Raw genomic sequence first — 25,451 nt, 5'->3', positions numbered from 1 at the left:
AAAACAAGAATAATCAAGGGAGTTAATGATGATAATAACGGTTCTGTTTCGCCAGTTGCTGGTGATGATGATAGCATTGCTAGCCTGCTTTCCCCTTCATGCGGCAGAAAAATGGACACTCGATAATCAGCATAGCTATGTTTTATGGCGAATTAAACATTTAGGTTTTTCTACCCAGACAGGCAAATGGTATGTGAACGGATTTGTGATTCTGGATAAAGAGAAACCGCAGAACAGTAAAGTTGAAGCCACAATTGATGTCGCCAAATTTATTACTGGAATACCGGAATTAGATAAGCATCTCCAGGGTCAATTATTTTTTGATGTGAAACGCTATCCTACAGCCATTTTTGTTAGCGACAAGGTGGAAATGACGGGTAAGAATAGCGCTAATGTGCATGGAATACTCACAGTGCGCGGGGTGAGCAAGCCAATAACGCTGGCTGTCACGCTTAATAAGGTTGGGAAAAACCCTATTAATGACCGAATGACTGCCGGTTTTGTCGCGACCACTGAATTGAAACGCTCAGATTTTGGTATCAAAACCTTATTACCTGATCTGGGTGATGATGTCAGCATTGAAATTGGTGCAGAAGCTTATCAGCCTGATACTTCGGGGAATAACAATGCTACTCAAAAACAGTAACAATCATTTTGGTCTGGTTGCTATTTTGTTTCATTGGATTATGGCGATTCTAATCATCGGTTTGCTGATCATGGGTATTTATATGGTAGAACTGCCTATCAGCCTGCAAAAACTGAAACTCTATGGTTGGCATAAAGAATACGGCTTATTGGCGCTCGCTTTGGTGATAGTCAGATTGTGCTGGCGGATAATCAATATTAGTCCTGAACTATCATTACCGCGATATGAAATTATTGCAGCGCGGCTTGTGCACTGGGCTTTTTATGGCTTCATGTTCGCTATGCCCATTACCGGCTGGCTTATTACTTCCGCAGCCGGCTTGCCTGCTTCATTTTTTGGCCTATTTACTTTACCGAATCTCATTGCGCCTGATGAAGAACAGCGGCAGTTCTATGAGCTTGTTCATGAGTGGCTGGGGTATGGATTGATTGTGACCATTATTCTTCATGCCAGTGCTGCTCTAAAGCATCATTTTATCAATCGGGACAATGTATTAAGGAGGATGATTTCATGATTATTGAAAAAAGGAAGTGGCCATGGCTTTGTCTGGCTATGGTACCTCTGTCAGTAAAGGCAACCCCTCCTTCCTGGGAGATTATTCCGGCTGAAAGTCAGTTGATCTTTACCGCTACTCAGAATGGAGCGCCAGTTTCAGGGGAATTCAAGCATTTTTCCGGCACAATCCTGGTTGACCCTGCTGACTTAAAAAATAGCAGTATTGACATTATTGTGGATATTAGCTCCATCAGTGCTTCCTATGCTGAATTAAAAGCGACATTGATTACTCCGGATTGGTTTAATGCCAGGCTTTTCCCAAAGGCTGAGTTTAAATCCACCCAAATTGAGAAAACAGGTGAAAACGCTTATCAGGCAAAAGGGATGTTGACCATTCGCGATAAAACACAGCCGGTTGTCTTATCGTTTACAGGAGAGCAGCCTGATCCTGACAAGGGGGTTGTTACTGGAAGCACTGGAATTAAACGAATTGCTTTTGGAGTAGGACAGGGCGAGTGGTCAAGCACCGATGAAGTAAAGGACGAAGTAACTATTAATTTCAAAGTGACTGCAATTAAAAAATAGAATGACAGGAGTTTATTATGCGACTTTTCAAAACCCGATTGCTGGGTGTTTTGCTATCGTTTTTTGTTGTGCAATCTGCCGCCTTTTCTGAAGCCGCTGATTTTGGGGTAGCGGTGCAAGGTTATGATGTAGTAGGGTATTTTACGGATAAAAAACCTGTCAAAGGCAATGGCGATCATGTGGTTTTCTATGACGGATTGAATTACTTGTTTGCCAGTGATGAGCATAAGAAAATGTTTAGTAAAAATCCTGAAAAATACCTGCCTCAATATGGCGGTTGGTGTGCTTTTGGTACTTCGGTAGGCAAAAAAATACCCAGCGATCCCCTGGCTTGGGCCATCGTTGACGGAAAGCTTTATTTGAATCTTAATACAAGGGTACAGGGGATCTGGAGTAAAAATACTAAAGATTATATAAATAAAGCGGATAATAATTGGCTAAAGATTAAAGACAAAGATCCTTCATCGCTTTAAGTTTTCAAGGGGAGATGTGTGCACTCCCCTTCAATTAATGCTAAACGCCAGGATTATCGACTTTAACAATGAACTTAAAATAATCAATTAAATCGTCCAGATCGTCATCTTTTAAACCCACATAACTAGAACCACTCATGCGGGAATTCGGGAGCTTTCGCACAGAATCCGGATTTCGTATAAATTGTTTCAGTTGATTTATGTCAGGATAATACTCAAAGATGGTCTTAGGATATATGAGATCTGGACCTATTGTCGCTTTCCCAATATGTTTTAACGTATGGCAGGATGAGCAATGACTAACGTAAATATTGTATCCATTTAAAACTCTTGTTTTTATTTTTTGCGGTATGCGAGCAGGAGCGGAAATAACAATCGATTCGTTAATACGCTGATGCTCAATGATTTGGACCACACTCCATGCCCAGTACTCATCTGAAATATAAGAAAGTTCAGGATCTGTCCAAATGACCGCATAGGGGCCAGCTGTGGTATTCGTATGATTAAATAAAAGAGGCCATTTTTTATCGGGTTCAATAGCCAGATAAGCAATAGAAGCATTCTTTTGACAATTTAAGATTAGACGAGCGGGAATTAAAACAGAAAATTGATCATTTGCGACAAACTCTAAAATGTTGTCAGGATTAATTTGATATTTATCTAATAAATCACATAGCCTAATTGTTTGATACTTCATCTTTATATTAGGATAGGCGCGGCTATAGTCCATCTCCAGCGTTTCCAGCTTTAAAGTTTGCAGCTCTGCTTTATTCAAAACAGCGCTTTGTTTTTGCCCTTTAATTTCTAATGGGAATGAAAAACAAACTTTGCCAGGAAAGACCTGCAAAGCCACAAAAGTCAAAATCATGAGGCTTGAAAACTTATTCATTAAAATCCTTTTTAATACAATTATGAGTGACTCAATACAACCCATTGATTCCCAGCAGTTATAGGGCTGAAAGCTCCTTGAAAGCAAAAACTAGGAAACTCTGTCAATAAGACTTTTAATTTCATCATAATTAAAAAAATTTTCTAATTTTAGGCTGGATTTATTTTTAAGAATATCGCCAAATATCAGAAAATGTTTTTCGTAATACAATGAATCCAAATAATCAATCAGATTTTTCTTAAAAAAATCGCCAGACTTCTTACTTTTTTTAAATTGATTTAAATCAACAATTTTCTCTTTCTTCTCTAACTTCTGTTCGCTAATATTGATTTCCTTATTCAATTTATGCCTGTAAAGTGCCTCTATTTTCCCAACGGATATTGCATCTACTTTCAAAAATTGAGAAAGCGTTGTCAGGAAGCATAAGTCTTTATACTCATGAGTTTGCTTATAAATGTACTCTTGAGACCAGTGAGTGTGCAAAGCGACTGAAGCCGTATCTAAAACAACTCCAACAGACCATTCTGGCTGATTACATTTGATTTTGTTCTCATTCCGCGAGATAAATTCCAAACCTTTAGCAAAAGCAATTATTAAGTCATGAACCAGCACTTCATCCTTAGCCTGGAATAAATAATCAGAATACCGTTCTCTGGCATACGCAGTCCAGGTATCGAATAGTAGTCTTGCTGTTCCTTTTATTTTGAAAATCAGGTGGGATTCAATAACAGCCTTAAAATGAACAGAATTTTTATCTATTATTAATCCCCTTTTGTTATTCTGGTAATGTAACTCCAAATCAAATCGTCTCAAGTACCCGGGGAGTTACCTGGTAATTTTACTTTTAACCAATTATACCCAAATAAAAAACATAATCACATTATTAAGGATATGGACCACGATACCATTTTTCCTCAGCTTTAATCTAAGGCCTCATAGCGCTTTATTCAATTGACCCATCTGGCAAATAATGAGCACTTTGTTAAAATTAGTATAAATATACCAGGAATCTAAAATGCCAGGTTCAGAATCATCGAATAATAAACGACGCCACAGCCCTATAGAGCAGAGCTCTCGAAAACGACAAAGAACGGATAGGGATTCCAGTTCAACCAATCAATACTCTATTGAGCAGCTATTCAGTAGTATTGACGAGCTGGTTAAAAAAACACCTTCAGCAAGGGAAAGACGCTCTGTTTCAGATGTGTCAGAGAGCTTAGCGAATATTGAAAATATCCTGAGAACAACCCCCGATCTTCTTAAGCTTCACTTTGAAAAAACTGCGGTTTCTACAAAGTTGTCCCGCTTTATTTCCAATTTACGTGAGCTTGTTAGCCGTGGTTATCCAATAAAGACCTTCCCTACAGCGATTATTGTAAAAATACTGAATAGTATGCTCCGTGAAGAGAAATCAACTGCATATTCATTAACCACTATATTGTCTTGCCTGGGATCGACATTATACCAAGTTCTTGACCAGAACATCCCTGCCAATTTAATTGAACAGGTTGTACTCAAAGCAGTCAGGCTAGATGCTGACTACCGAGCGTTAAAAGGCTGTATTATGGGGATATCGCAGCTCAACGAACATAAAAAAATACACGGCCAACTGCAAGCAGGCAGCTTGGAAAAAATTTTTCCATTAGTGGTCAAACGCTCGGATAATACAATTATTACCTCGGCCCTTTGTGAATTATTCAAGAGTCTTAAAAAGAATGATACTCTTTCTGGCGAGGTGAGTGCGCTTCTGATTAGTAATTGTTTAAAGCATTTTACTCTTAGCAGAAGCAACAGATATAACGCCGACACCAAAGATAATTTCGGAAAAAAAAGTCGAAGTTTTATCATATTTAACCTAAAAACATTAGGCGATTATGAATGCCTGACTGATCGTTTTGAAATGTCAGATCTCATTCATGTATTGAAGGAATTTCTGGTTTATACAGAATATGACCGATATATTGGTAATTATGTTTATTATCTGGGCACGCTATCGTTCCAGGGGCATATTCTGGGGCGGGCCACAGCTGCTGATTTAATGAAATGCCTGAAAACAATCTCCGGCAATGATGACAGCTTGGGGTTGGCAATTTTTGGCGTCGGATTATTATCCGATAATGGCCGAATTCAGGGCCGAATTAGTCTTAATGAAATTTACCCCTATTTCCTGAAGCAAAAAACCCTGCAAAGGATTTCTCAAGGCATGGTCGCTCTGGGTTTTTTATCCAGAGATAATATGCTATCTGGCTGTTTACCTCTGGCCCCATTAATTGCATTCATCATCCCCTTTCTTGAAAAGAATACAGTTCCTGATGAAAATTCTGCTCATTCCTATGTGTCCATTTTGGTGAATCTGCAAGAAGTATTAAAAAAAGGAAGTTTTGAGGGAAAAATTCCGCTTGGCTTTCTCAAAAAGATAGTTACTGAACTCTTAAAGGATTACACACCTAAACAATTGGGCGTCGCACTAAGTATGGTGAATGACCTTCTCATCCAGGGAAGCATCAGTCAATGGGAAGGTGCCTGGTTAAACGCGCTTTTAATTAAAAAGAAGATAAGCCAGCATATTAATTATGAGGTTGATCGCGGCGAAGCTATTTCTATTTTTTCTGAATTAGCACAGATTTCGGAAACCTGTCATGATTTCAGTAAAGATCTATTGCTTCCATTGGCCGAGGGGATCCTGCTCACAGGTAACATGGAGATAGAAGATGCTTTGGAGTTTCTTGATTCTGTAAAATTACTGGCTCACAAGGATAGAAACTATCTCCCCTGCTTCCTGAAGGCTCTTGATTGCATACCTCCTTATCCGGGTTTAGATGAGGAGCATCAGGATCTTGTAGAAGCACTGGCTGACAATTTAAAAAACCTGCCTTATTTACTGGACATAATGCAAAAGCGGTTAAAAATCCCTTCGAGTCAAACGGTTCGTTCCAGAGCTCCATGCGTGCCATTTTCCAGACAAGAGACAAGATCCTCCGTAGAAATAAGGCCAGCTAATACAGAAATAGAAGCGAGTGAGCTTGAAAGAAGCGAAATCCTCTGGCAGACACCGAGCAATGATTTTCATTCGGAAGTTGATAATGAAACGGCGGGAGAGGAAGGAGATACCCTCCTGCCGAAGACAGGAAGAAAATTGAATTCAACTTCTAAAAAAACAGGGAAGAAAATCAATATCCCTGATCGACCAGGTATTGATCTTTACACCGCTATCTCTAATAACAAAAAAGCGGAATTATGCGCCTTACTTGGCATTCAGGATAAGGTATATGTACGAAAATTTAGAAGAGTACGCCTGACACAGGAGGGGAACAATGGCAGCTCAACACATGAACCTATCCCCTTTACTAATTCCGAAGATCTTGTATTTGCGTTTTTTTCCCTTGAAGAAGAGGTTCTGAACCCTCTCATAAACCGCATTAACAATGCGGATTATTTATTAGCCTTATTTGATGCCTGCTCTATAAAAAAACGCTTTGAGCTGGTAAAAAGCACCGCCTGCATTCCCTTGATTATTCAAAATTTCAACTCACTCACTGAATTGGCTCGATTTGTAAAAATAGTGACCTTTGAGTTTCAATATTACAGGGATCATAAGGCTGTTTTAAGCCTCAATGACGAGTTAGAGGCGCGACGCGATAAAAATCTGGATGAGGCTTATCAATTATTAGTTTTACAAAAAATCTTTTTAAAACGAGCCCTTAAAAATCATTTCAAACATACCCGTGTTCGTCCTCTGATAGAAGTCGCATTGGCCAAAGTCCAGATTGAGCTGGATAAATTACCCAGACCGGTTCCAGAAGCGGCACCAGTGGTCACTCAGGTTTCTTTTTTTCAAAAACGCCCACGCACTTTAAGACGAATTGACTCCCCACCCCCGCAAGAACCAGTTCGGGAAAAACCTGCAAGACCTGAGGGAGCAGCAGGTTTTGCAAGAGTCAGAATCAATTGCAACTATTTCTATGAGACAGAAGATATACAAGCTATTCTGGCTGCACGCATAAAACAGTTATTGATTCGGCAACCCTCTTTACCCGGAGTTTCTGTCCTTGCCTGCGCACAATTAAATATGTCAGGCAATAACATCGCGAATGTTTTGCTTGATTATTTGGTACATGAGCCACTGGGAGATTCAGAAACCCTGCTCATTCCCATTCAAGACCATCAGCATTGGGTGGGCTTACGTATTGATATACAGAATAAAGCCATTGTTAAAGTCAGTTATTTCGACAGTAATCGCGGTGAGAATTATGACTACCGCGAGGATGCGAGATACGAAGAGATATGCAGGCAACTGAGGGAAAATAATTTCATAGGAAAGGAAGACGAATTAACTATTCCACCGAACTGCATGCAACAACCCGATGGCTCAAGCTGTGGTGCCTGGCTTATTGAGAATTTCTATTGTGACTTGAAAGGAAGATGGTACATGCCAGAACCGCGAGCTGATGAAATCAGAAAATTGCATCTTAGAACCCTGTATTCAGAACGGCCTGATTATTACGCAGGTTTTGCACCAAGGCAGGCATCTGGACAAAGTTCAATGCCGAGCGAAAGTGAGCAGCGAAGTGCGCATGGTTTAAATTCAAGGCCCTAGGCCTGTAAGCAGCAGGATCAGTTTACGCTCCCAGGTTTTTCTTGTCTTTCTCCTCATTGTCTTTTATAGTTCTAAAAAGCTTATTCCCGCCTTTAATTTTAACACACTGACAAAATATAGAGGCATTAGTATTGCTCGCAAGATGCCAATTGGATGTATTTTATACGGAATGTTTATGGAAATCATAAATACAAAGAAGAAGACTCGATATACATTAACTCAATCCATTTATGATTCTATCGCTGGAGTTGCCGGCGATGACTCTACCAGGAACAGGAACCATCCAAAATCATTGCGCGTTTTCTTCGCAACAGAAATGTGGGAACGCTACGGCTTCTACGTGATACAAACATTGCTGGCACTTTATCTTGCAAAACACTTTAATTGGAATGATAAAGATATTTATGCTCTTGTAGGTTCCTTCACAGCCCTTACTTATGTTTCCCCAGTTTTAGGCGGCTGGGTTGCCGATAAACTACTCGGCCAGAAAAGAACGATCATTACTGGGGGGATTATTTTATTCTGTTGCTATTTACTGCTGGGATTTATCGACTCCAATTTTGCTTTACTCTGTTCTCTGGCAGGAATCTCTGTTGGCACAGGGTTATTTAAGCCTAATATCTCCTCATTGCTCGGCAATGAGTATCCAGATGATTCTAATCAAAGAGAAAATGGGTTTACCATTTTTTATATGGGCATCACCTTAGGGATCATTTTTGGCTGTACTTTTCCAAACCAATTGACCTTCTATTTTGGATGGCCTGTGTCATTTATAAGCGCAGCTATTGGCATGCTATTGGGATTACTAGTCTTTGTTTTGGGCATTATTAAATATCAGATAAAAGATTATGCCGTATACGAATATTCATTTAAAAATATTCTATTAGCAGTTCTGATAGTAATGGTTTTATGGTTGGCGTCCTTTTTTATTCTGACCTATACCACCCTAGCCAATTTTGCATTTACGGGTATAGTACTGCTCTCGGCGGGTTATTTTGCGTACACAATAAAAGAGCAATCCTCTTATGATGCACGAAAAACAATAGTCATCAGCTTGTTATGTATTATTTCCATTATTTTTTGGGCTTTTTACTTCCAAATGTTTTTGTCATTCACTTTGTTTATTGCACGAGTGGTAAAACAAGACTTATTCGGATTACACTTTCCCCCGCCTTATTATGTGAGCATTCAAAGTTTTGGCGCGATTGTGTTTGGTTTGTATTTATCTCGAAGAAAATATAATACCGTCACCCAACATGCAGGAATTCAATCAGCCAATAAATTTTTGCTATCCATGTGCTTTATGACCGCGGCTTTTTTATCGTTAACCTTTATCTGCAAAACCAGTGAAAACGACCAGCTGTTATCACCCCTGCTATTTATTCCTATTTATCTGATGATCTCACTCGCTGAATTATTGTTATATCCGATTGGACTTTCTATTGTCACAGTGCTCGCACCCCGTAAAAAAGTAAGCACCATGACAGGTATTTTTTTCGTCTCCCTGGGGGTCGGTGGTTTTCTGGCAGGAAAGTTAGCCGAATTAGCGGCGGTTCCACATCAGGAATTGTCTTTGCCGGTATTAAAAGCCTATTATGCATCTGGCTTTAGTACTATCACCTGCTTATTGATAGCCGCTCTTTTTATAAGCTTTATTTTGAATCGACTTATAAAACGCTTGCTATCCAATGCGCCTGCAGAATACAAAAATACTGGAGACCATTTCGCTCAAAGCCAGATTGAACCGTGTTGATGCAGGAGATTATAGCTGAATAATCTGCATATGTTACAGACATAGGAACTCATGACAAAATATGTGGCTAGAGGGCCCGCTTAATCTTCGGGCCTAAGAACTCAGATCATCAACCCCATTAAAAAATCATCGAAATAATGCTCCCCAATCCTCAAAGCTTTAATTACTGTTCCCTCACAAACAAAACCAAATTTTTTATATAACTGAATCGCCTGATAATTATCCGTTCTGACCTGGAGCTGGAGTTTGGCTAATTGCTTCTGTTTTGCCCATTCAATTGCCTGTGCAAGCATTTGTGAACCCACTTTCTGCCCCCAATAATTACGAAGCACAGTTAAACCAATATAACCAATATGCTTCAATCTGGATTGAGCAGATGTTTCCAGGAAAAGTTGCGATATAATCTGATCATTCACCTTTCCTACTAACATTAAATTCCTTTCTTCGCTGATACATTCATCAATAATTTTACTTTCATCTTCCACAGAAAGTGGAAACTCATTCAGACCAAAGGTAAGGAAATCCGTTTCTCCTCCAACAGCGTTTAAAAATTCAATAATGGCCTGGGCGTCCTCAGGCATTGCTTTCTTAATTTCACAATGGTGACTAATTGTCATTAATCGGACTCACAAATTAGAATTTTCACCATTCTGCCATCATCCATTGTGATTGTTAAACCATTACTAAATACAGATTGATTTGCCAATGCGTCTGGCTCTGTAACCCTCCCGTAAAATAGCACCATTCAAAAATAGAGTTTCTCGGGCATAATAGGCAAGAGGAGGAGAAACGATGAAACGCAGCCGATTTACAGAGCATCAAATATTAAATATTTTAAAATATGTAGAGAATGGCCGTCTGGTAAAGGATGTCTGCCGTGAGCATGGAATATCCGATGCCACCTATTACAACTGGAAAGCTAAATATGGCGGGATGGAGGCCTCAGATATTAAACGAATGAAGCAACTTGAGGAAGAAAATGCAAAGCTGAAACGGATGTTCGCTGATTTGTCGCTGGAAAACCGTGCGTTAAAGGATGTGATAGAAAAAAAGCTTTAAAGCCGGCAGAGAAAAGGGAGATGGCTGATTATCTGGTAAATGAATACGGCATGAGTCTTAGACAGAGCTGTGCCGCCTTAAGCCTGAGTCGCACAGGTTACTATTATCAGCCGGCAGTAAATAAGGATGAGACGGTGATTAAAGAGCTGATGGAAGTTACCAAACGCTATCCGCGTTATGACTTCAGGAAAGTGTTTGTCAAACTGAGGCAGGCGGGGTTTACATGGAATCACAAAAGGGTTTACCGGGTTTACTGTGAATTGCAGTTGAATATCCGCCGTAAAGGAAAGCGGAGATTGCCTACACGCAACCCAGAGCCTCTTGCGGTTCCCGCTACAGTTAACCATACTTGGTCTGCTGATTTTATGAGCGACGCATTGAACTGTGGCAGACGATTCAGGACATTTAATGTGGTTGATGATTTCAACCGGGAAGCACTGGCCATTGAAGTGGATCTGAGCCTGCCTGCCCGACGGGTTACCCGGGTGCTTGACAGCATTGCTGCCAGTCGAGGATATCCGGCAAAACTGCGTCTTGATAATGGGCCTGAGTTTATCTCTCTGGTATTGGCTGACTGGGCTGAAAAACATGGAGTTACTCTTGAGTTTATTCAACCCGGAAAACCTACTCAAAATTCATTTATTGAACGGTTTAATCGAACTTATCGCAATGAAATACTGGATTTTTATTTGTTCAGAAATCTCAATGAAGTTCGGGAAATAACCGGGAAATGGATGAAAGAATATAACGAAGAAAGACCGCATGAATCACTGGGAGATCTGTCACCATTTGATTATAGATTGATTAAAAATAAGTCGGAAAACTCTAGTTTCGGTTGGCACTAATAAGGGGGGGTTTACAAAGTTATTTTCAAAGTGTGACAAATTGTCACGGTTTAATTGAAACACCATCAACTCGTATCGAGCAAAGTTATGGTTGTAACTAAAATGCAGAGTTATGCTCGAATCTGGTGTATGGAAAAATAAATTAGGTGGCGTATCCTGTTGAAGAAAGTTCCGCAAGAACAAAATCAACAAAAGGAAATACGCCATGAAGGATTGTAATCTGAAAGAGGTATCTACACCAGTTGAAAAAATCACTGATCCATTAACTGAATTACTAAAAAATGGTGCTCGTGATTTAATTAGGCAAGCGGTTGAAGCGGAGTTAGGGGCGATGCTTTCTGAGTATGAAGATTTAAAGTTAATCGATGGTCGACAAGCCATTGTCCGTAACGGTTATTTGCCGGAAAGAACCATTCAAACGGGCATTGGTGATGTTGCTATTAAAATACCTAAAGTGCGCGATCGCAGTGGCTCAGGGATTCAATTTAATAGTCATCTGTTACCGCCTTATTTAAGACGGACAAAAAGTATTGAAGAGTTAATTCCCTGGCTTTACTTAAAAGGCTTGTCCACGGGGGATTATTCCGAAGCATTGAGCTCACTATTAGGTGAACACGCAAAGGGTTTATCGGCGAATACGGTATGCCGGCTAAAAAGCCAATGGCTTTTAGAGCATCAAAACTGGCAACGCCAGGATTTAAGTCAAAAACGTTATGTTTATTGGTGGGCTGATGGCATTTATAGCCAGGTTAGAATGGATGAGCGTTTGTGCTTGCTCGTTATTATTGGGGTGACAGAGCATGGCCACAAGGAGTTAGTTGCCGTTTGTGATGGTTATCGTGAGTCATCGGCAAGCTGGGAAGAATTGCTCACAAGCTTACGCCAAAGAGGCCTTACTCATTCACCAAAATTGTCAGCTGGTGATGGGGCATTGGGTTTTTGGAATGCGCTTACTAAAGTGTATCCGGACTCATGCCATCAACGCTGTTGGGTGCATAAGACCGCCAATGTTCTGAATAAATTACCCAAATCTGTGCAGCCCAAAGTGAAGGCAGCCCTGCAGGAGATTTGGATGGCGCCTACTCGTAAAGAAGCCTATAAGGCGTTTGACAATACCCTGGAATTATTTGGTGCTAAATATCCAAAAGCCATGGAATGCTTGGCTAAAGATAAAGAAGAACTATTAGCGTTCTATGATTTTCCAGCAGAACATTGGATTCACATTCGAACAACCAATCCAATCGAATCAGCCTTTGCAACCGTGCGCTTACGTACCAAAAAATCGCGTAATTGCGGCTCAAGAGATAGCACGCTAGCCATGGTATTTAAATTGATGGAGTCGGCGCAAAAACGATGGATAAAAATTAGAGGCTTTAACCTATTAACCCTGGTGGTGAATAACGTTAAATTTGAGGATGGAATACAGGTTAGTAAAAAATCAAGCAGGAAGGCCGCCTAATGCTGTACACCACATTTGACAATAACTCGATTGTTAAGGGATTCTGATAATGTATTACTGCGGCGCCTCATTATCCCTGATTTATAATGATCATCCTGTTCTTCACAAAGCCCAATCCATTCTGGTAATTGTTTGCGGAGGGGTCAATACAACCCTTTTTAATATCCCTTAGCATTCAATATAAGCTGTCATTGGCAGTGTTTAGGTCATTGGCAGTGTTTAGTATGTAGCCTGGTTGGCGCTTTGCGACAACCAGGTTGCCTTATCCCCAATCTCCAGGAAGACTTTCCTTCATGAAAACCCGGTTGCCGCAAAGCGCCAACCAGGCTACGCTGCTACATATGGGCCGGCAAATTATTCATCGGTTGTGTTAAGAAAGATCATCACGAACATGATGAAATTCAGAAATAGTCCTGCTTTCATTTGCCCATTCCAATTTGGAGATTGCCACATCGCAAACCACTCCCCACCAATAACGAGAAAGCCCACCATATACAGTAAAAAGCCCAAGAATAAGCCAATGAATGCGGTCTGTTTATATGAATTAAAATCACTATTCTTTATTTTGGAGCCAAGAATAAAACAGCCAATCCAACAGATAGTTGCCGCTATCACTTCCCATACAATAATTAAATAGTACGCCAGTTTCTGGAGGTTAGAATCTGTAATAGCTCGCCCCATAAGAGCAGTTTCATTGAAGGTCGTATCCATGCTTAATACATGATGCACAAAAAGCCAATTACTGTTGAAATCCACCACATTATTAAAAGCCACCAGGCTTAAGAATAAGGCAACCGACGCAACCATACCGATTTTTATATATCGCAAACTATAGTTCATTTTAAATAATGTGATTGTTAGATCTTAGAGATAATAATAAGAAAATTAATAATTGGAATCCACACGAGAGCCTAATGTGGTGTAAAAATATTCTTGAGCACTCATTTATTAAATTTTGACTCCGAGAGTAAACCAGGCTCTTCCTTTTCATCACCCAGGGTTTCTTGTTTAAATTTGTTCAGAGCCTTTGATTCATCAGTTTGATTAAGAGCAAAGAAAGTTTGGGCAAACTTTTGTCGATGCTCTGACTTGGCCAAGCCCTGATTGACTGCGAAACCCAGAACCATGCCAATACCTACAAATAAACCAATGACTGATTTAATTACTACTTCAGCAATACGATATAACCAGCCATGTCCCATAATCTTGTCTGCAGCTTTAATCTGTTCTTTACACGAATTCCGAAATTCAATAATTGTTTTGTTTAATTCCTGTTCCGTTAACTGTAAGGATAATGAGTTGAAAAATTGTTCCTGATTCGTAAATAAAGCCGTATACAACCTTTCTCCTTCCAATTTGGTTGCCGTATTATTTCGGCTGGATTTGTTAAGCTCTAACTGCAGCGCTGTCAAATTTTCTAAAAATTTCTTTTGAATTTCTCTTTTATTCGCTTCGAAGTTAATAATATTTTTTTGAAGTTCTTTTTCAGGATTCTGTGTCATGGCAGCATCATCTGCAGGAATCCTCTTTTCCTCAGTAGAACGCTGGGTTATAACAGAAGCAGTCAGCTGTTTTGAATTTTGATGGCGATGATACAAAACATCAAAAGTTGCAGTTGCTGGCGCTTCTCCATGTAGAATATCCTGCTCAATATATTCTTCCAGGTCATCACTTAAATCATTAACAAGGATATTTGGGCAATTTAATAAATTAGAGACTCCGGGTACATCCAGGCAGGTGGCAACATGACCACTACCTATGAGTGCTATATATTTTCCACCATCATTAAATTCCCTGTATCGCTCAAGCATCAACATATTCATTGCGCCAAAACGCTCTTTGGTCCCTTTGATATCTCCCAAATCACCCAATGATTGTGTAACCGCCAAACGATAAGAGGCTTCAGAATCGACCGCCACTATTCTGATCTGATGCTTTTTAGCTTCTTGAACTACCGCTGTAAATGTAGCCGATCCTGATAGCTTACGCTCTTCATCCAGATAATTTAAATAGAGTTCCAATTCACGCGGCATAGCGGCATCAGGCTGTGAATGTAGATAGACATCGAGTAATGCCTGGTGGCGCTCCTGCAGTAAATGCTCCATATAGATAGTGGTGACGCCTTGAGATTTAAACAAAGCCATATTATCAACTAAAAACTGTTTGGGGCTTTTATGTTCATGTACCTCGCCAACAATCAGACCTTCATTGCTGTCGAAGCATTTAGTAATAAATTCTGCTTCGTTGAAACCTTTTTTATTTTCAATACTTACTTTTCTTTTAGTTGCCAAGGCCTGCGGGGCCAATTCGATGGCCACAGTTGAAAGAAGGCGCTCTTTTTCAGCATTTAGAAAAATTTGGTAGTCGTCCTCTATATAGTCGTCAAAAAAATAATTTAATGGGGATTTTCCAAAATAACTCACACCGCCCAGAATCGTTTTATCAAATACTCCTCCATGATTAAAAAAATCAGGAAATAATACCGACATTTCTTTGGGGCCATATCCGATGTCAATACGGAGGGCTTGGTCATCAAAAAAGAGTAGTGGATTGCTAAGGTTAAGCTCTCTAATTTTCTGGTCAAAATACTCTTTAACCTTATAATATCGGGCCCTGTGCTTTTCCAATCCGTCTAATAATCGGCTTGCTGGCGCATCTAAACCACTACTTTGATAATACTCGATCGCTTCGGTTTTCGCGGCTTTTGCAGCCTCTGCAGTGATAGCTTCACTTCCATCCTGCCTGTGAAAGTCAATATCGGGTATTTTTAAAAGCTCAGCCAGTTTTTTAGGCCATTTTGCTATTTTCTCTCGGTCTGTACTTGCAAAAATCTCAAAAGCCACTCTAAAAGGCGCTTTTTGAGGGTTTTGCAGAGCATTAATCATTTCATATTTATCTTTCATGTCCGTTCAAATTTATAACCAGATGTTCCAATAACAACCATTATAGCATGTGTGAATTCAGGCCCCGATAAAATGCCCTTACTTTTCAAGAAATATTGTGATTTATTCGCAGTCTATAGATATTCAGAAAGTTGAAACATAAAGATGATGCTGCATTTTGTTAATTTCTGTCAGAGTAAATGACTAGCAAAAACTTATTGAAAATTGCACACTTTCCATCATTGGGGGCATCAGCCCAATAAGCTGGCGTCTTTAGTGGGAGATGATGTTCTTCTCCAGTTAAATAAGTAGCTATTTCTAAGAAGTAAAGCCGCGCGAGAAAGCTTGGGAATTACCTTAGTCGACTCAGCAACGATAAGGTTTGATAAATCTTTACCGAGCTTAATCGCCGGTTGTTCGATAAATTTTTCAGAGAAATGTGCTAAAGGCCAAGTGATTATAAATACAAACGCGGCAATTAATAAACCAAACTCTAGCGGATGAAGTTGCACAACGGTAAATCGAGCTAATGGTAAAAATAAATTTAATACCATTACATTCCATAAGTATAAACTAAAACTTATTTTACCTAAGTACTGAGAAAATGGTAGCTTTAAGAAAGAAGAAAATTGATCCTCTGGATCACTACTTAAGTAGAGTATTAATATCGCAATGCTGAAGCCTTGCAGTAAATTGGCTGTAATACTGGAGTGGATGAAAAAACTTCTAAGAAATATCATTGTAAACAGTGGTAGAAACCATCCTATTTTTTTCATGCTGTTTTTTAATTCTTCTGGAAAAATTGCACAGCAAAAGCCTAAATAAAAATAATATATCCAAGTATTGGCCGCATGAAAATTAATTCTAAAATCATTGTCTATTATTAATATCGATAATGAAGTTAAAATTAATACTATTTTAGCGCCCCATTGTTTATACGCGTAAAAAGTCAAAAGAATCAGTGGGATTGCCCAAATTTCAGATTGTAATGTCCAGCTGGCACCGTGCAGTGTTATTTTGAAAAGCAAACAATTTTGGACAAAGGGATGAAATTTAATATGAGGGTAAATTGTTGGTAAAAAATAATGCAGGCAATTAAAAACAAGGTAAAAAGCAGCCAGACATGGAATTAGAGGGAGATAAATTCTAATTATTCTTCTTAAACTAAACGTGATAATTGGCAGCTGTTCTGTTTTAGTTCTTAATAAAGTATTAAATAATACCATTCCACTTAAAACAAAAAAAATATTAACCGCTGTATGACCATTAAAAAGCAAGAGAAACAATTTGGTGATTTTAAAATAGTTTTCTTTGATTTGATAAATGGGCGTATACAAAACATCAGTAACTATATAATTACTTAACATTAAGATACTGTGAAATACTAGCACAGCCAGGGCCGCATACCCTCTTAAGCCATCCAGGAGCTTATTTCTTAAGCTAAAACCATGAGCGGAAAAAGTATTTGAGTTATACATATCTTAATCCAAGCCCCCAGCTCCATTAATTAATAACAACTTATGAATTATAGAATCCTAAGTCTTTTTTCAATACGTCAGTAATTTTCAGCTAAGGATACCTTGAAGTCTACGTAAAATATTAGGGGAATTTATTGTTACCAGAAGCCATGCTAGATATGGCTCCCCGGACAGGACTCGAACCTGTGACCTAATGATTAACAGTCATCCGCTCTACCGACTGAGCTACCAGGGAATAAGGCGGAATCATAAAGAGATCCCGCTGATGAGTCAAGGGTTTTCTTAAATTTTTTTATCTTTTGCAGAAACGACTTAGGCGGTCAAGCGCACTGCTTAAATTATCCATGCTGGTGGCAAAAGATAGTCTTATACAACCCTCATTTCCGAAGGCAGAACCCGGCACTAAAGCCAGACCTTCGTCCTGCAATAAGTTTTCAGCAAACTCGACATCATTGGCGTAACCTCGCTTTTCGATAATCGATTGCACGTTGGGAAAGCTGTAGAAGGTCCCATCCGCGGGGATCACCTCAATACCTGGCATGGTTTGCATGCGATCCACCAGATAATCGTGTCGATGATGAAAGGCCTTGACCATATGATGAACGGTTTCATCACCGCCGGTAAGTGCCGCTAAAGCGGCTCTCTGCGCGATGGAGCAGGCGTTTGATGTGGATTGCGACTGCACTGTTTTCATTGCATTGATCAAAGGTGCAGGGCCCGCCGCATAGCCAATACGCCAGCCAGTCATTGAATAAGCTTTGGAAACACCGTTAAGTACAACAGTTCTATCATATAATTCTGGGCAGGCATTGAGTATATTGCAAAAGGCTTGCGTCCAGATAATGTGCTCATACATATCGTCTGTGGCAATCAAAACCTGCGGATGCTTCTTCAGTACTTCCCCCAGGGCTTTCAGCTCATCAAAACTATAGGCAACTCCTGAAGGATTGGATGGACTATTTATAAAAAATAACCGTGTCCGGGGAGTAATTGCCTGCTCCAGCTGGGCGGGGGTAATTTTATAGCGCATGGCAGGCGTTGTCGGGATAATGACTGGTGTAGCATCCGCTAATAAAACCATATCCGGATAAGAAACCCAATAAGGTGCCGGTATTATGACCTCATCGCCCTCATTCAAAAGAGCCTGGCAAAGGTTATAACAGCTTTGTTTTCCGCCGACTGAAACCAGAATCTGATTTAACTGGTAAGCAAGTCCGTTATCGCGATTAAATTTTTCTCGAATCGCCTGTTTTAATTCGCTGATACCATCCACTGGCGTGTATTTGGTAAATCCAGCATTAATCGCTGCAATAGCAGCATCCTTGATATGCTGAGGCGTATCAAAGTCGGGCTCTCCAGTACCGAGATTAATAATATCCATTCCCTGTGCCTGCATTTGCGAGGCTTTGGCAGCCACGGCAAGCGTGGGCGAAGGCTTTACCTGCTTTACCCGATTAGCCAGTGTAATTTGCATCAATCACTCCTCTTTCTAAATATTGCCTCTAAACTGACGTGGATTCCTGCTGTTTTGTCATTTGTACATCAGGCAATTATTTACCGTTGTACGACAGGTCAAACTATAATGCAGGTTTGCTAAAAATCAAGCTGTAAAAAACTTGCATCTTTTCCTACAAAATGTATATAGTTCTTATTATGAAAAATGTATTTAAAATTTATTCAAATTTTCAGCCCGCAGGCGATCAGCCTACTGCCATTTCCTCACTGATTGAAGGCGTTGAATCCGGGCTGGCAAAACAAATTCTTCTTGGGGTTACCGGCTCAGGTAAAACCTTCACTATTGCTCATGTCATTGAAGCAATGAAACGTCCTACATTAATTATGGCACCCAATAAAACATTGGCGGCTCAGCTTTATGGAGAATTTAAAACTTTTTTTCCAGATAATGCCGTAGAATATTTTGTATCCTATTACGATTATTATCAGCCCGAAGCTTATGTTCCTGCTTCAGATACCTTTATTGAAAAAGACGCATCAATTAATGAGCATATTGAACAAATGCGCCTTTCAGCAACCAAAGCGCTTATTGAGCGCAAAGACGCCATAATTGTTGCTACGGTTTCGGCCATTTATGGATTGGGCGATCCGGATTCCTATCTGCGTATGGTATTACATCTGTCGCGCAAAGAACAATGCGACCAGCGTAAAATTTTACGCCGTCTGGCAGAAATGCAATATACGCGTAACAATCAATCTTTGGACAGAGGGCAATTTCGGGTTACTGGCGATGTGATTGATGTATTCCCTGCTGACTCGGAGAAAGAGGCTATTCGTATTGAATTATTTGATGACGAGGTGGAGCGTATTATGCGCTTTGATCCTCTGACAGGCGATATCATTCAGCAGCTCCCCCGCGTGACTATTTTCCCCAAAACACACTATGTGACACCGCGGGAAAGACTTCTGGAAACAATTGAGCAGGTTAAGGAAGAACTGCGAATCAGAGTGGATGAGTTTACCCGGCAGAATAAGTTGCTTGAAGCACAGCGTTTGCAGCAACGCACCTGCTTTGATATCGAGATGATGCTGGAACTCGGTTATTGCTCGGGTATTGAAAATTATTCACGTTATTTGTCAGGCCGTAATGAAGGCGAGCCTCCGCCTACTTTATTTGACTACTTACCACCAGAGGCCTTGCTGATCATTGATGAGTCGCATGTGACTGTTCCACAGATCGGCGGGATGTACCGCGGAGATCGCGCCCGTAAAGAAACCCTGGTTAATTATGGTTTCAGGCTCCCCTCTGCACTGGATAATCGCCCCTTACGTTTTGAAGAATTTGACGGCCGCTCACCACAAACCATTTATGTATCTGCAACCCCTGGTCCCTTTGAAAAAGAACATGCCGACAATATTGCAGAACAGGTCGTTCGCCCTACTGGACTGATTGACCCACAGGTTATTGTCAGGCCGGTCAGAAATCAGGTGGATGATTTGCTTTCTGAAATACGCCTGGTTCAGGCTCAGGGTGAACGCATTCTGGTTACCACCTTAACCAAACGGATGGCAGAAGATTTAACTGATTATCTGCAGGATCAAGGGATCCGCGTGCGCTATTTGCATGCAGATATTGATACTGTTGAGCGGGTTGAAATTATTCGTGATTTAAGATTGGGTGAGTTTGATGTGCTGGTCGGCATTAATTTGTTGCGAGAAGGGCTGGATATGCCTGAAGTAGCGTTAGTTGCTATTCTGGATGCCGATAAGGAAGGCTTTTTACGCTCCGATCGCTCATTAATTCAAACTATTGGCAGGGCCGCCAGAAATTTAAACGGCCGTGCTATTTTATATGCGGATCGCATGACCGGTTCAATGCAGCGTGCCCTGGATGAAACAGAGCGTCGGCGTAACAAACAATTAGCCTACAACGAGCAGCATGGAATTACTCCCAGGGGCATTAAAAAATCCATTGAAGATATTATGGAAGGCGCATACAGTAATAAGCGAAAGAGTCAAATCGCCGAACGCCAGCCACAATATGAGCTTCTGCCGCCGGATCAGCTTGCCAAACGAATTAGACTACTTGAAAAACAAATGCATACTCACGCCCAGAATATGGAGTTTGAAATGGCTGCCAAAGTTCGTGATGAACTCCTGGCCCTTAAAGATCAATTGAAAGCCTGAGTGATGCTCTAATGGAACTAAGCATATGACAATCAGTATGGGTCAACTGAAGTTAATTCTTGACGAGTTTGCAATGACAAATCAGCATCATGAACCAAACAGCAAGTCAGAGCAGCTGGCGGCTTCTCTCGCTTCATTGACCCGCAATACCAAGAATCCCGAGCAAATCGTTGATGCTGAGCTAAAAGCCAAAGTGATTAGATACATTGATCAGTTCTGGCAGTGGGCAGTTGCTAACATTACCGGGGCATCATGGCGAAAAAACCCTCAGGTTGGCAGCTGGCTTTTATTACAGAATAATCTGGAAAGTAATGGTTTTAAAGGGGTTTACCAAAGACATTACCCGTTTTTCTTTGCCCGCCACTCAGAACACTTTTACAATGCAGAACAGTCATTTTCTCTTGAACAGGTTTTAGCCCTGTTCAAGGCGACAGCCAGAGTTTTAGGCTATATAAGGGTAGAGCAGATTGAAAACCATCCCTTCGTCAGATTTCACGATCTGCAAGCCCAAATAAAAAGAGGGCTTAACACACAGCATCCTATTCTAGTGGATGCCGCCACCTTATTCGCCTGCTTATTTTATCTTCTGCATTTTCATTTGGGCAAAGAGCAAATAGCCTTACTGCCAGTGCTTATTCGCTGCCGGCCAGAAACCACGGATGAAGAGCGACATTCTGAAACTGCTCTGTTTATCAGCATATATGGTTCAAGCGCTTTATGCAGTATTCAGATTGCCTCTTTAAAAGAGTACCTCGATTATTCAACTGTTCGTTCGCATGAAGCGACCATACCGCTTCAGCACGTTCTTCCTCCTTCCCGCCCGGCACTCTTGAATGTGTTTTCTGAAGTTAAACAAAAGCCGGCCGCATTGTCATTAGCAACGGCGTTCAATAATGATTTGCTAAAAGTAAACCCTTCGGAAGGAAAGGCAAAAGGGGTGTCTAAAGCAGAGAATCAGCAGGCATTTGAGAAGGTAATGAATTTTGTCAACTACACACTGGGCATGATAAACACGATTGAACTGGACCAGCCAAAAACCGTAATCCAGCAATTACACAAGGGCTGTCTGCAGTATTATCTGGATACCCGGCAGAGTGAATCCCCTTCAATTTTTTCCTTTACCCCTTTTTCTGATAAGGCGAAATGTCAGGTCGCCATGCAGTTGCAGCAGGATAGAAACGCGCAGCTGGGCTTCTTCTCAGGCTTTACCAGCCGACAGGGTAGATTAGGTGTTATTAACGAACTATTTGAAGCCGCGTTTAACTCATTACCTGAAAAAAACAGCAATGCAGCACCCAGGGGATAAATTTGGGCCTTTACTGGTTTAATCCTCTCCCATGTAATATTTATGATAAATTGAAGTATAGGTGCCGTCATTTTCTATGTTAAAGATGGCCCTGTTAATTTTCTCGATTAGCGGCGCTTTATCAGGCAGGCCGATAATGCCATAACCCTCACCTAATTGAATGCTTTTTCCCACATTTTTTATATTGTAAATGCTGTTACTTATGAACATATAAGCTACTACATCGTTCAATCCAATGACATCTATTTTATGATTGGCCAAATCAGAGATCAGATCATTCATGCTGTTATAGGCAATGATCTGGTTGGTATTCCCATAAGGACTTTCCACTAGTAAAGTATAAAATGTGTCCTTCATTGCTCCTATCTTTTTATTCCTGATATCAGCTAACTTGTCAATCCCACTATTTTGCAAAGCGACAAATTGCATTTTACTGACTGCATAAGGGATACTGGCTGCATACTGATTGAGTTCAAAAGGTGTATAGGGGTTAGGCATAATAAGTAAATCGATTTTTCGATTATCCAGTAGCTCGAATTGATTATGAAGTGTCACACTCTTATATTCACAGCGCCTTCCGATTTGCTTACAAATGGTATTCATTATATCGATGCAAAAACCAAAATAATAAGAGCCTCGAGCGCTATCTACCTTCTGCACAATGGGAAGCCCCGGCACTGTGACCCCAACAATCAGGGAGGAGCAGAAACCAGACTTACAGAAAATCAGTAAAATGAAACACAGCGTCATCCCTGGCTTCAAGGCTCGATAGATATCCATATTATCCCTTGGCATTTTTTTTAAATTTAGGAAGAGGATTGGAAATTGTCAATTACGCCAGAGCTAACTCCACAGGTTATCCAGAGCACGATGAGATCCCTCGCTGCGCTCGGGATGCCGTGGAGAATTTTTGTCATTTCATTGACAAAAATGAATGGCATTAATACACTGAATTTTTATTCAAAATTTCAACACCTATGGCCGTTGATTTTTTTAACCCTTTCTCAGGGATCCAGGAAGCAAAACGTACCCCTCACGCCAGGACTTTGAGAACTTCCCTTTCGCAAAAAATAAAAGATACCTACTTCATTTTTGCCGGCAATGAGAACCATGTAGGCATCTATGATTATGCCAGTTTATTCATACCTCGACTTCTTGAAAATGTGTTGCCCTGGAGATGGGCTTTTTCATTCTATATTCTGCGCGCAATAGTCAGTGGAGCGGCTACCACTCTGGTTTTGCCAATCGTGCTAATCGTACACGCTGTTTCAGAAAGCATTGCCTGGAATTATAAAAAACAGGCGATGGAACTCAAAGGTTATAATATTGGCGGGGATCGGGAAAATGGAAAGGTGCAGGGATTAAGCTGCGCTGAGTTTTTAGAGAGAAACAACCTGGACATCGAAGACATTCAGGTCACTGTTGAAGAACTGGATCCTCATCTTCAAAAAACATTCATTCACACCTCCCATCAGCTGAGATTCTGGCGGCATCCACAGCAGGAAAAAAAGAAGGAGGAAATCACTGATTTTGTAATCCCATTACGACGAGGAAAGGACGCGGGTCTGTATTCGTTTTTCCAATTAAATGTTGGGCGGGTAGTCAGTACTATTGAACACTGCAATCAAGTCCAGGAAACTGAGATTAATAATGAATTACTTAAGCGTTATACGGGATAATTTTCCTTTTAACTGAAACCATTTTTGTCTTTGCGAACGACGTGAAGCAATCCAGATCGAAGTCTGGACCAGGTAGGTTCTGGATTGCCAGGCGCATGGAACTTAAGACAAGGCCTCAGTCTGGGCTGATTTAAATTGGCCTCTCCTCTGCCATAAACTGCTGATTAATGGTGGGGAACACATCAATAATAACCCAAGGATTAAAGTCAATTCATAACGACCTGTGCTTCCGACATTAATATTTTCCGGCGGCATGAAACTGACCACCAGGGTAGCCAGCGTTCCGATGATGCCAACTGAACAAACGAACAGCAGGCCTGCTTTGCCCCCTGGAATGCGAAACGCGCGATAATGATCCGGAGCACTGAATCTTAATTTGATTGCTGCAAGAAACATCATTAAATACATCAGCATGTAAAGCTGGGCGGCCAAAGCCGTCAGTAACCAGTATGATCCATTTACACTGGGCATAAACAAAAAGAGGGTTGATAATAGCGTGACAATAACTGCCTGGGTAATCAGCATCACCACCGGGGCATTTTGTCGATTGGTACGTTGAAACAACTCCGGCAGATTACCATCCTGAGCTGCCACAAGAAGTCCTTTGGTAGGCGCAATAATCCAGTTACTGACGCCGCCGAGGCCACCCATAACCAGCATCAAAGCCACTATCGGCATCATCCACACCAGGTGATATTGCTTAAAAAACGCGTTGAAGGCCTGCATAATCCCGGCCACCAGATTGATTTCGCTGTTAGGTAATACTACCGCAATAGCCAGTGAACCTAATATAAGGGTGCTTAGAATAATCAGGACCGAGTAAATAAGCGCACGAGGAAAGGCATGCTGCGGATTATTGACATCGTTCGCATGAACCGTGGCAATCTCTATCCCGCAGAATGACATCATAATCGCCGTTAATGAAACCCACATGGAGCGATCCTGCCAATGCGGGCTGATACTTTGCAAGTCAAACTGAACTTGCAGGGGATTGCCGCCTGCCAGCCAGACCGCTCCCAAGCCAATGATTAAGCCCATCGGCAACAAAAGACCGGAAATAGCACAGATATTGCTAAACAGAGCAGACGATTTCATACCGCGCAAATTGACCAGAGTTGCCCCCCAGAAGGAACACACAATCACCAGCCATAAAAAATAAGGATTGTCCGCCATTGCCGGATTAATCAGATAACCGATTGTTCCTGCGACAAAGGAAAGGATAGTAGGATACCAGATGACATTTTCAATCCATTGCAGCCAGATGGCAAGAAAACCGGCCCTTTTACCAAAAGCCTCTTTAACCCAGATATAAATGCCGCCCTGTTTGGCCCAGCCAGAAGCCAATTCGGCAGAAACCAGCGCGGTAGGAATTAAAAAAAACAAAGCCCCGAGAAAGAAAAAGGAAATTAGCTGGCTGCCAAACAAGGCCGTTGCGGGTAAGTTTCGGATACTATCTACCGAGCCTACAGTAATCATTGTCAGACTAAAAATGCTAAGCGCATGCTTATTACTCATTACATTCCTTCACTGCTGGTCCACACTTGCTGAAGCTATTATATTGGCTTTAGCTTAAGAAAATCTTAATTATTGAATAATTAATGGTCAAAATGAGCTATTTATTTTAAACGCCTTAAAATAAATTATCAAAATGCATCACTGTACG

The 25,451-nt window shown here is 40.8% G+C and carries 21 protein-coding genes and 1 tRNA gene; 12 read left to right on the top strand and 10 right to left on the bottom strand.

The features are described 5' to 3' along the window. Positions 1–64 precede the first annotated feature (64 nt). The 4 genes from LXA66_RS00895 to LXA66_RS00880 are packed head-to-tail and all read left to right on the top strand — an operon-like array spanning position 65 to position 2,199. Entirely contained in the window at positions 65–646 is a 582-nt protein-coding gene (locus tag LXA66_RS00895) for a YceI family protein (protein WP_233012045.1), read from the top strand. After that, positions 627–1,160, top strand: coding sequence for a cytochrome b (locus LXA66_RS00890; protein WP_233011540.1), 534 nt, complete (start codon positions 627–629; stop codon positions 1,158–1,160). The genes LXA66_RS00895 and LXA66_RS00890 overlap by 20 nt, the downstream gene beginning before the upstream one ends. Then, positions 1,157–1,726: a YceI family protein gene (locus LXA66_RS00885; protein ID WP_233011539.1), complete on the top strand. Its 570-nt coding sequence runs from the start codon at positions 1,157–1,159 to the stop codon at positions 1,724–1,726. The genes LXA66_RS00890 and LXA66_RS00885 overlap by 4 nt, the downstream gene beginning before the upstream one ends. A 17-nt stretch (positions 1,727–1,743) precedes the next feature. After that, positions 1,744–2,199 carry a YHS domain-containing (seleno)protein gene (locus tag LXA66_RS00880; RefSeq protein ID WP_112220112.1) on the top strand — a complete coding sequence of 152 codons (456 nt, stop codon included), beginning with the start codon at positions 1,744–1,746 and terminating at the stop codon, positions 2,197–2,199. 40 nt (positions 2,200–2,239) lie between these two features. Here the strand turns inward: LXA66_RS00880 and LXA66_RS00875 are convergent, their stop codons facing one another. Next, positions 2,240–3,088, bottom strand: coding sequence for a c-type cytochrome (locus tag LXA66_RS00875; protein ID WP_233011538.1), 849 nt, complete (start codon positions 3,086–3,088; stop codon positions 2,240–2,242). A 90-nt stretch (positions 3,089–3,178) separates the two neighbouring features. Beyond that, entirely contained in the window at positions 3,179–3,901 is a 723-nt protein-coding gene (locus tag LXA66_RS00870) for a hypothetical protein (RefSeq protein ID WP_233011537.1), read from the bottom strand. 202 nt (positions 3,902–4,103) lie between these two features. On the opposite strand from LXA66_RS00870, the gene LXA66_RS00865 reads away from it, so the two are divergent. Both LXA66_RS00865 and LXA66_RS00860 read left to right on the top strand, forming a co-directional pair. Further along, positions 4,104–7,685: a Ulp1 family isopeptidase gene (locus tag LXA66_RS00865; protein WP_233011536.1), complete on the top strand. Its 3,582-nt coding sequence runs from the start codon at positions 4,104–4,106 to the stop codon at positions 7,683–7,685. Positions 7,686–7,860: 175 nt separating this feature from the next. Next, the gene (locus LXA66_RS00860; protein ID WP_233011535.1) at positions 7,861–9,438 is read left to right on the top strand and encodes a peptide MFS transporter; all 1,578 of its coding nucleotides are present in this window, start codon (positions 7,861–7,863) and stop codon (positions 9,436–9,438) included. A gap of 101 nt (positions 9,439–9,539) precedes the next feature. On the opposite strand, the gene LXA66_RS00855 is transcribed toward LXA66_RS00860, so the two are convergent. Further along, positions 9,540–10,055, bottom strand: coding sequence for a GNAT family N-acetyltransferase (locus LXA66_RS00855; protein WP_233011534.1), 516 nt, complete (start codon positions 10,053–10,055; stop codon positions 9,540–9,542). 175 nt (positions 10,056–10,230) lie between these two features. On the opposite strand from LXA66_RS00855, the gene LXA66_RS00850 reads away from it, so the two are divergent. The 3 genes from LXA66_RS00850 to LXA66_RS15810 all read left to right on the top strand — a co-directional run bounded on the left by LXA66_RS00850 (position 10,231) and on the right by LXA66_RS15810 (position 12,973). Further along, positions 10,231–11,342 (top strand): IS3 family transposase gene (locus LXA66_RS00850; protein ID WP_233011533.1). Its coding sequence is split into 2 segments (ribosomal slippage): positions 10,231–10,483 and positions 10,483–11,342, totalling 1,113 coding nucleotides; the frame shifts between segments, so codons are not numbered across the junction. A 205-nt stretch (positions 11,343–11,547) separates the two neighbouring features. Further along, on the top strand, positions 11,548–12,801 hold the full coding sequence (locus LXA66_RS00845) for an IS256 family transposase (protein ID WP_233011532.1): 1,254 nt from the start codon (positions 11,548–11,550) through the stop codon (positions 12,799–12,801). A 49-nt stretch (positions 12,802–12,850) separates the two neighbouring features. Next, a complete protein-coding gene (locus LXA66_RS15810) occupies positions 12,851–12,973 on the top strand; it encodes a hypothetical protein (protein ID WP_255664962.1) in 123 nt (40 codons plus the stop codon). A 182-nt stretch (positions 12,974–13,155) separates the two neighbouring features. Here LXA66_RS15810 and LXA66_RS00840 read toward each other — a convergent pair whose 3' ends face one another. From LXA66_RS00840 to LXA66_RS00820, 5 genes are all read right to left on the bottom strand, one after another. Further along, on the bottom strand, positions 13,156–13,641 hold the full coding sequence (locus LXA66_RS00840) for a DUF2165 family protein (protein WP_233011531.1): 486 nt from the start codon (positions 13,639–13,641) through the stop codon (positions 13,156–13,158). 101 nt (positions 13,642–13,742) lie between these two features. Then, positions 13,743–15,704, bottom strand: coding sequence for a membrane-targeted effector domain-containing toxin (locus tag LXA66_RS00835; protein WP_233011530.1), 1,962 nt, complete (start codon positions 15,702–15,704; stop codon positions 13,743–13,745). A gap of 230 nt (positions 15,705–15,934) precedes the next feature. Next, positions 15,935–17,161 (bottom strand): acyltransferase, encoded by a 1,227-nt coding sequence (locus LXA66_RS00830; protein WP_233011529.1) that lies wholly within the window; start codon positions 17,159–17,161, stop codon positions 15,935–15,937. 159 nt (positions 17,162–17,320) lie between these two features. Beyond that, a tRNA-Asn gene (locus LXA66_RS00825) sits at positions 17,321–17,396 on the bottom strand. 57 nt (positions 17,397–17,453) lie between these two features. Continuing rightward, positions 17,454–18,635 carry a pyridoxal phosphate-dependent aminotransferase gene (locus LXA66_RS00820; RefSeq protein WP_233011528.1) on the bottom strand — a complete coding sequence of 394 codons (1,182 nt, stop codon included), beginning with the start codon at positions 18,633–18,635 and terminating at the stop codon, positions 17,454–17,456. A 179-nt stretch (positions 18,636–18,814) separates the two neighbouring features. On the opposite strand from LXA66_RS00820, the gene uvrB reads away from it, so the two are divergent. Together uvrB and LXA66_RS00810 are read left to right on the top strand one after the other, a co-directional pair. Beyond that, a complete protein-coding gene (uvrB, locus tag LXA66_RS00815; RefSeq protein WP_233011527.1) occupies positions 18,815–20,803 on the top strand; it encodes an excinuclease ABC subunit UvrB in 1,989 nt (662 codons plus the stop codon). A 25-nt stretch (positions 20,804–20,828) separates the two neighbouring features. After that, on the top strand, positions 20,829–22,109 hold the full coding sequence (locus tag LXA66_RS00810) for a hypothetical protein (RefSeq protein ID WP_233011526.1): 1,281 nt from the start codon (positions 20,829–20,831) through the stop codon (positions 22,107–22,109). Between the two features lie 18 nt (positions 22,110–22,127). Here LXA66_RS00810 and LXA66_RS00805 read toward each other — a convergent pair whose 3' ends face one another. Next, positions 22,128–22,889, bottom strand: coding sequence for a transporter substrate-binding domain-containing protein (locus LXA66_RS00805; RefSeq protein ID WP_233011525.1), 762 nt, complete (start codon positions 22,887–22,889; stop codon positions 22,128–22,130). Between the two features lie 197 nt (positions 22,890–23,086). On the opposite strand from LXA66_RS00805, the gene LXA66_RS00800 reads away from it, so the two are divergent. Beyond that, the gene (locus LXA66_RS00800) at positions 23,087–23,788 is read left to right on the top strand and encodes a hypothetical protein (protein ID WP_233011524.1); all 702 of its coding nucleotides are present in this window, start codon (positions 23,087–23,089) and stop codon (positions 23,786–23,788) included. Positions 23,789–23,890: 102 nt separating this feature from the next. On the opposite strand, the gene LXA66_RS00795 is transcribed toward LXA66_RS00800, so the two are convergent. Beyond that, entirely contained in the window at positions 23,891–25,303 is a 1,413-nt protein-coding gene (locus LXA66_RS00795; RefSeq protein ID WP_233011523.1) for an APC family permease, read from the bottom strand. Positions 25,304–25,451: the final 148 nt, after the last annotated feature.

The sequence above is a fragment of the Legionella sp. 16cNR16C genome (assembly GCF_021297775.1).
GTDB lineage: Bacteria > Pseudomonadota > Gammaproteobacteria > Legionellales > Legionellaceae > Legionella_C > Legionella_C quinlivanii_A.
Note: the sequence above shows the minus strand (reverse complement) of the source record. Positions and strands in the feature narration are given on the sequence as shown.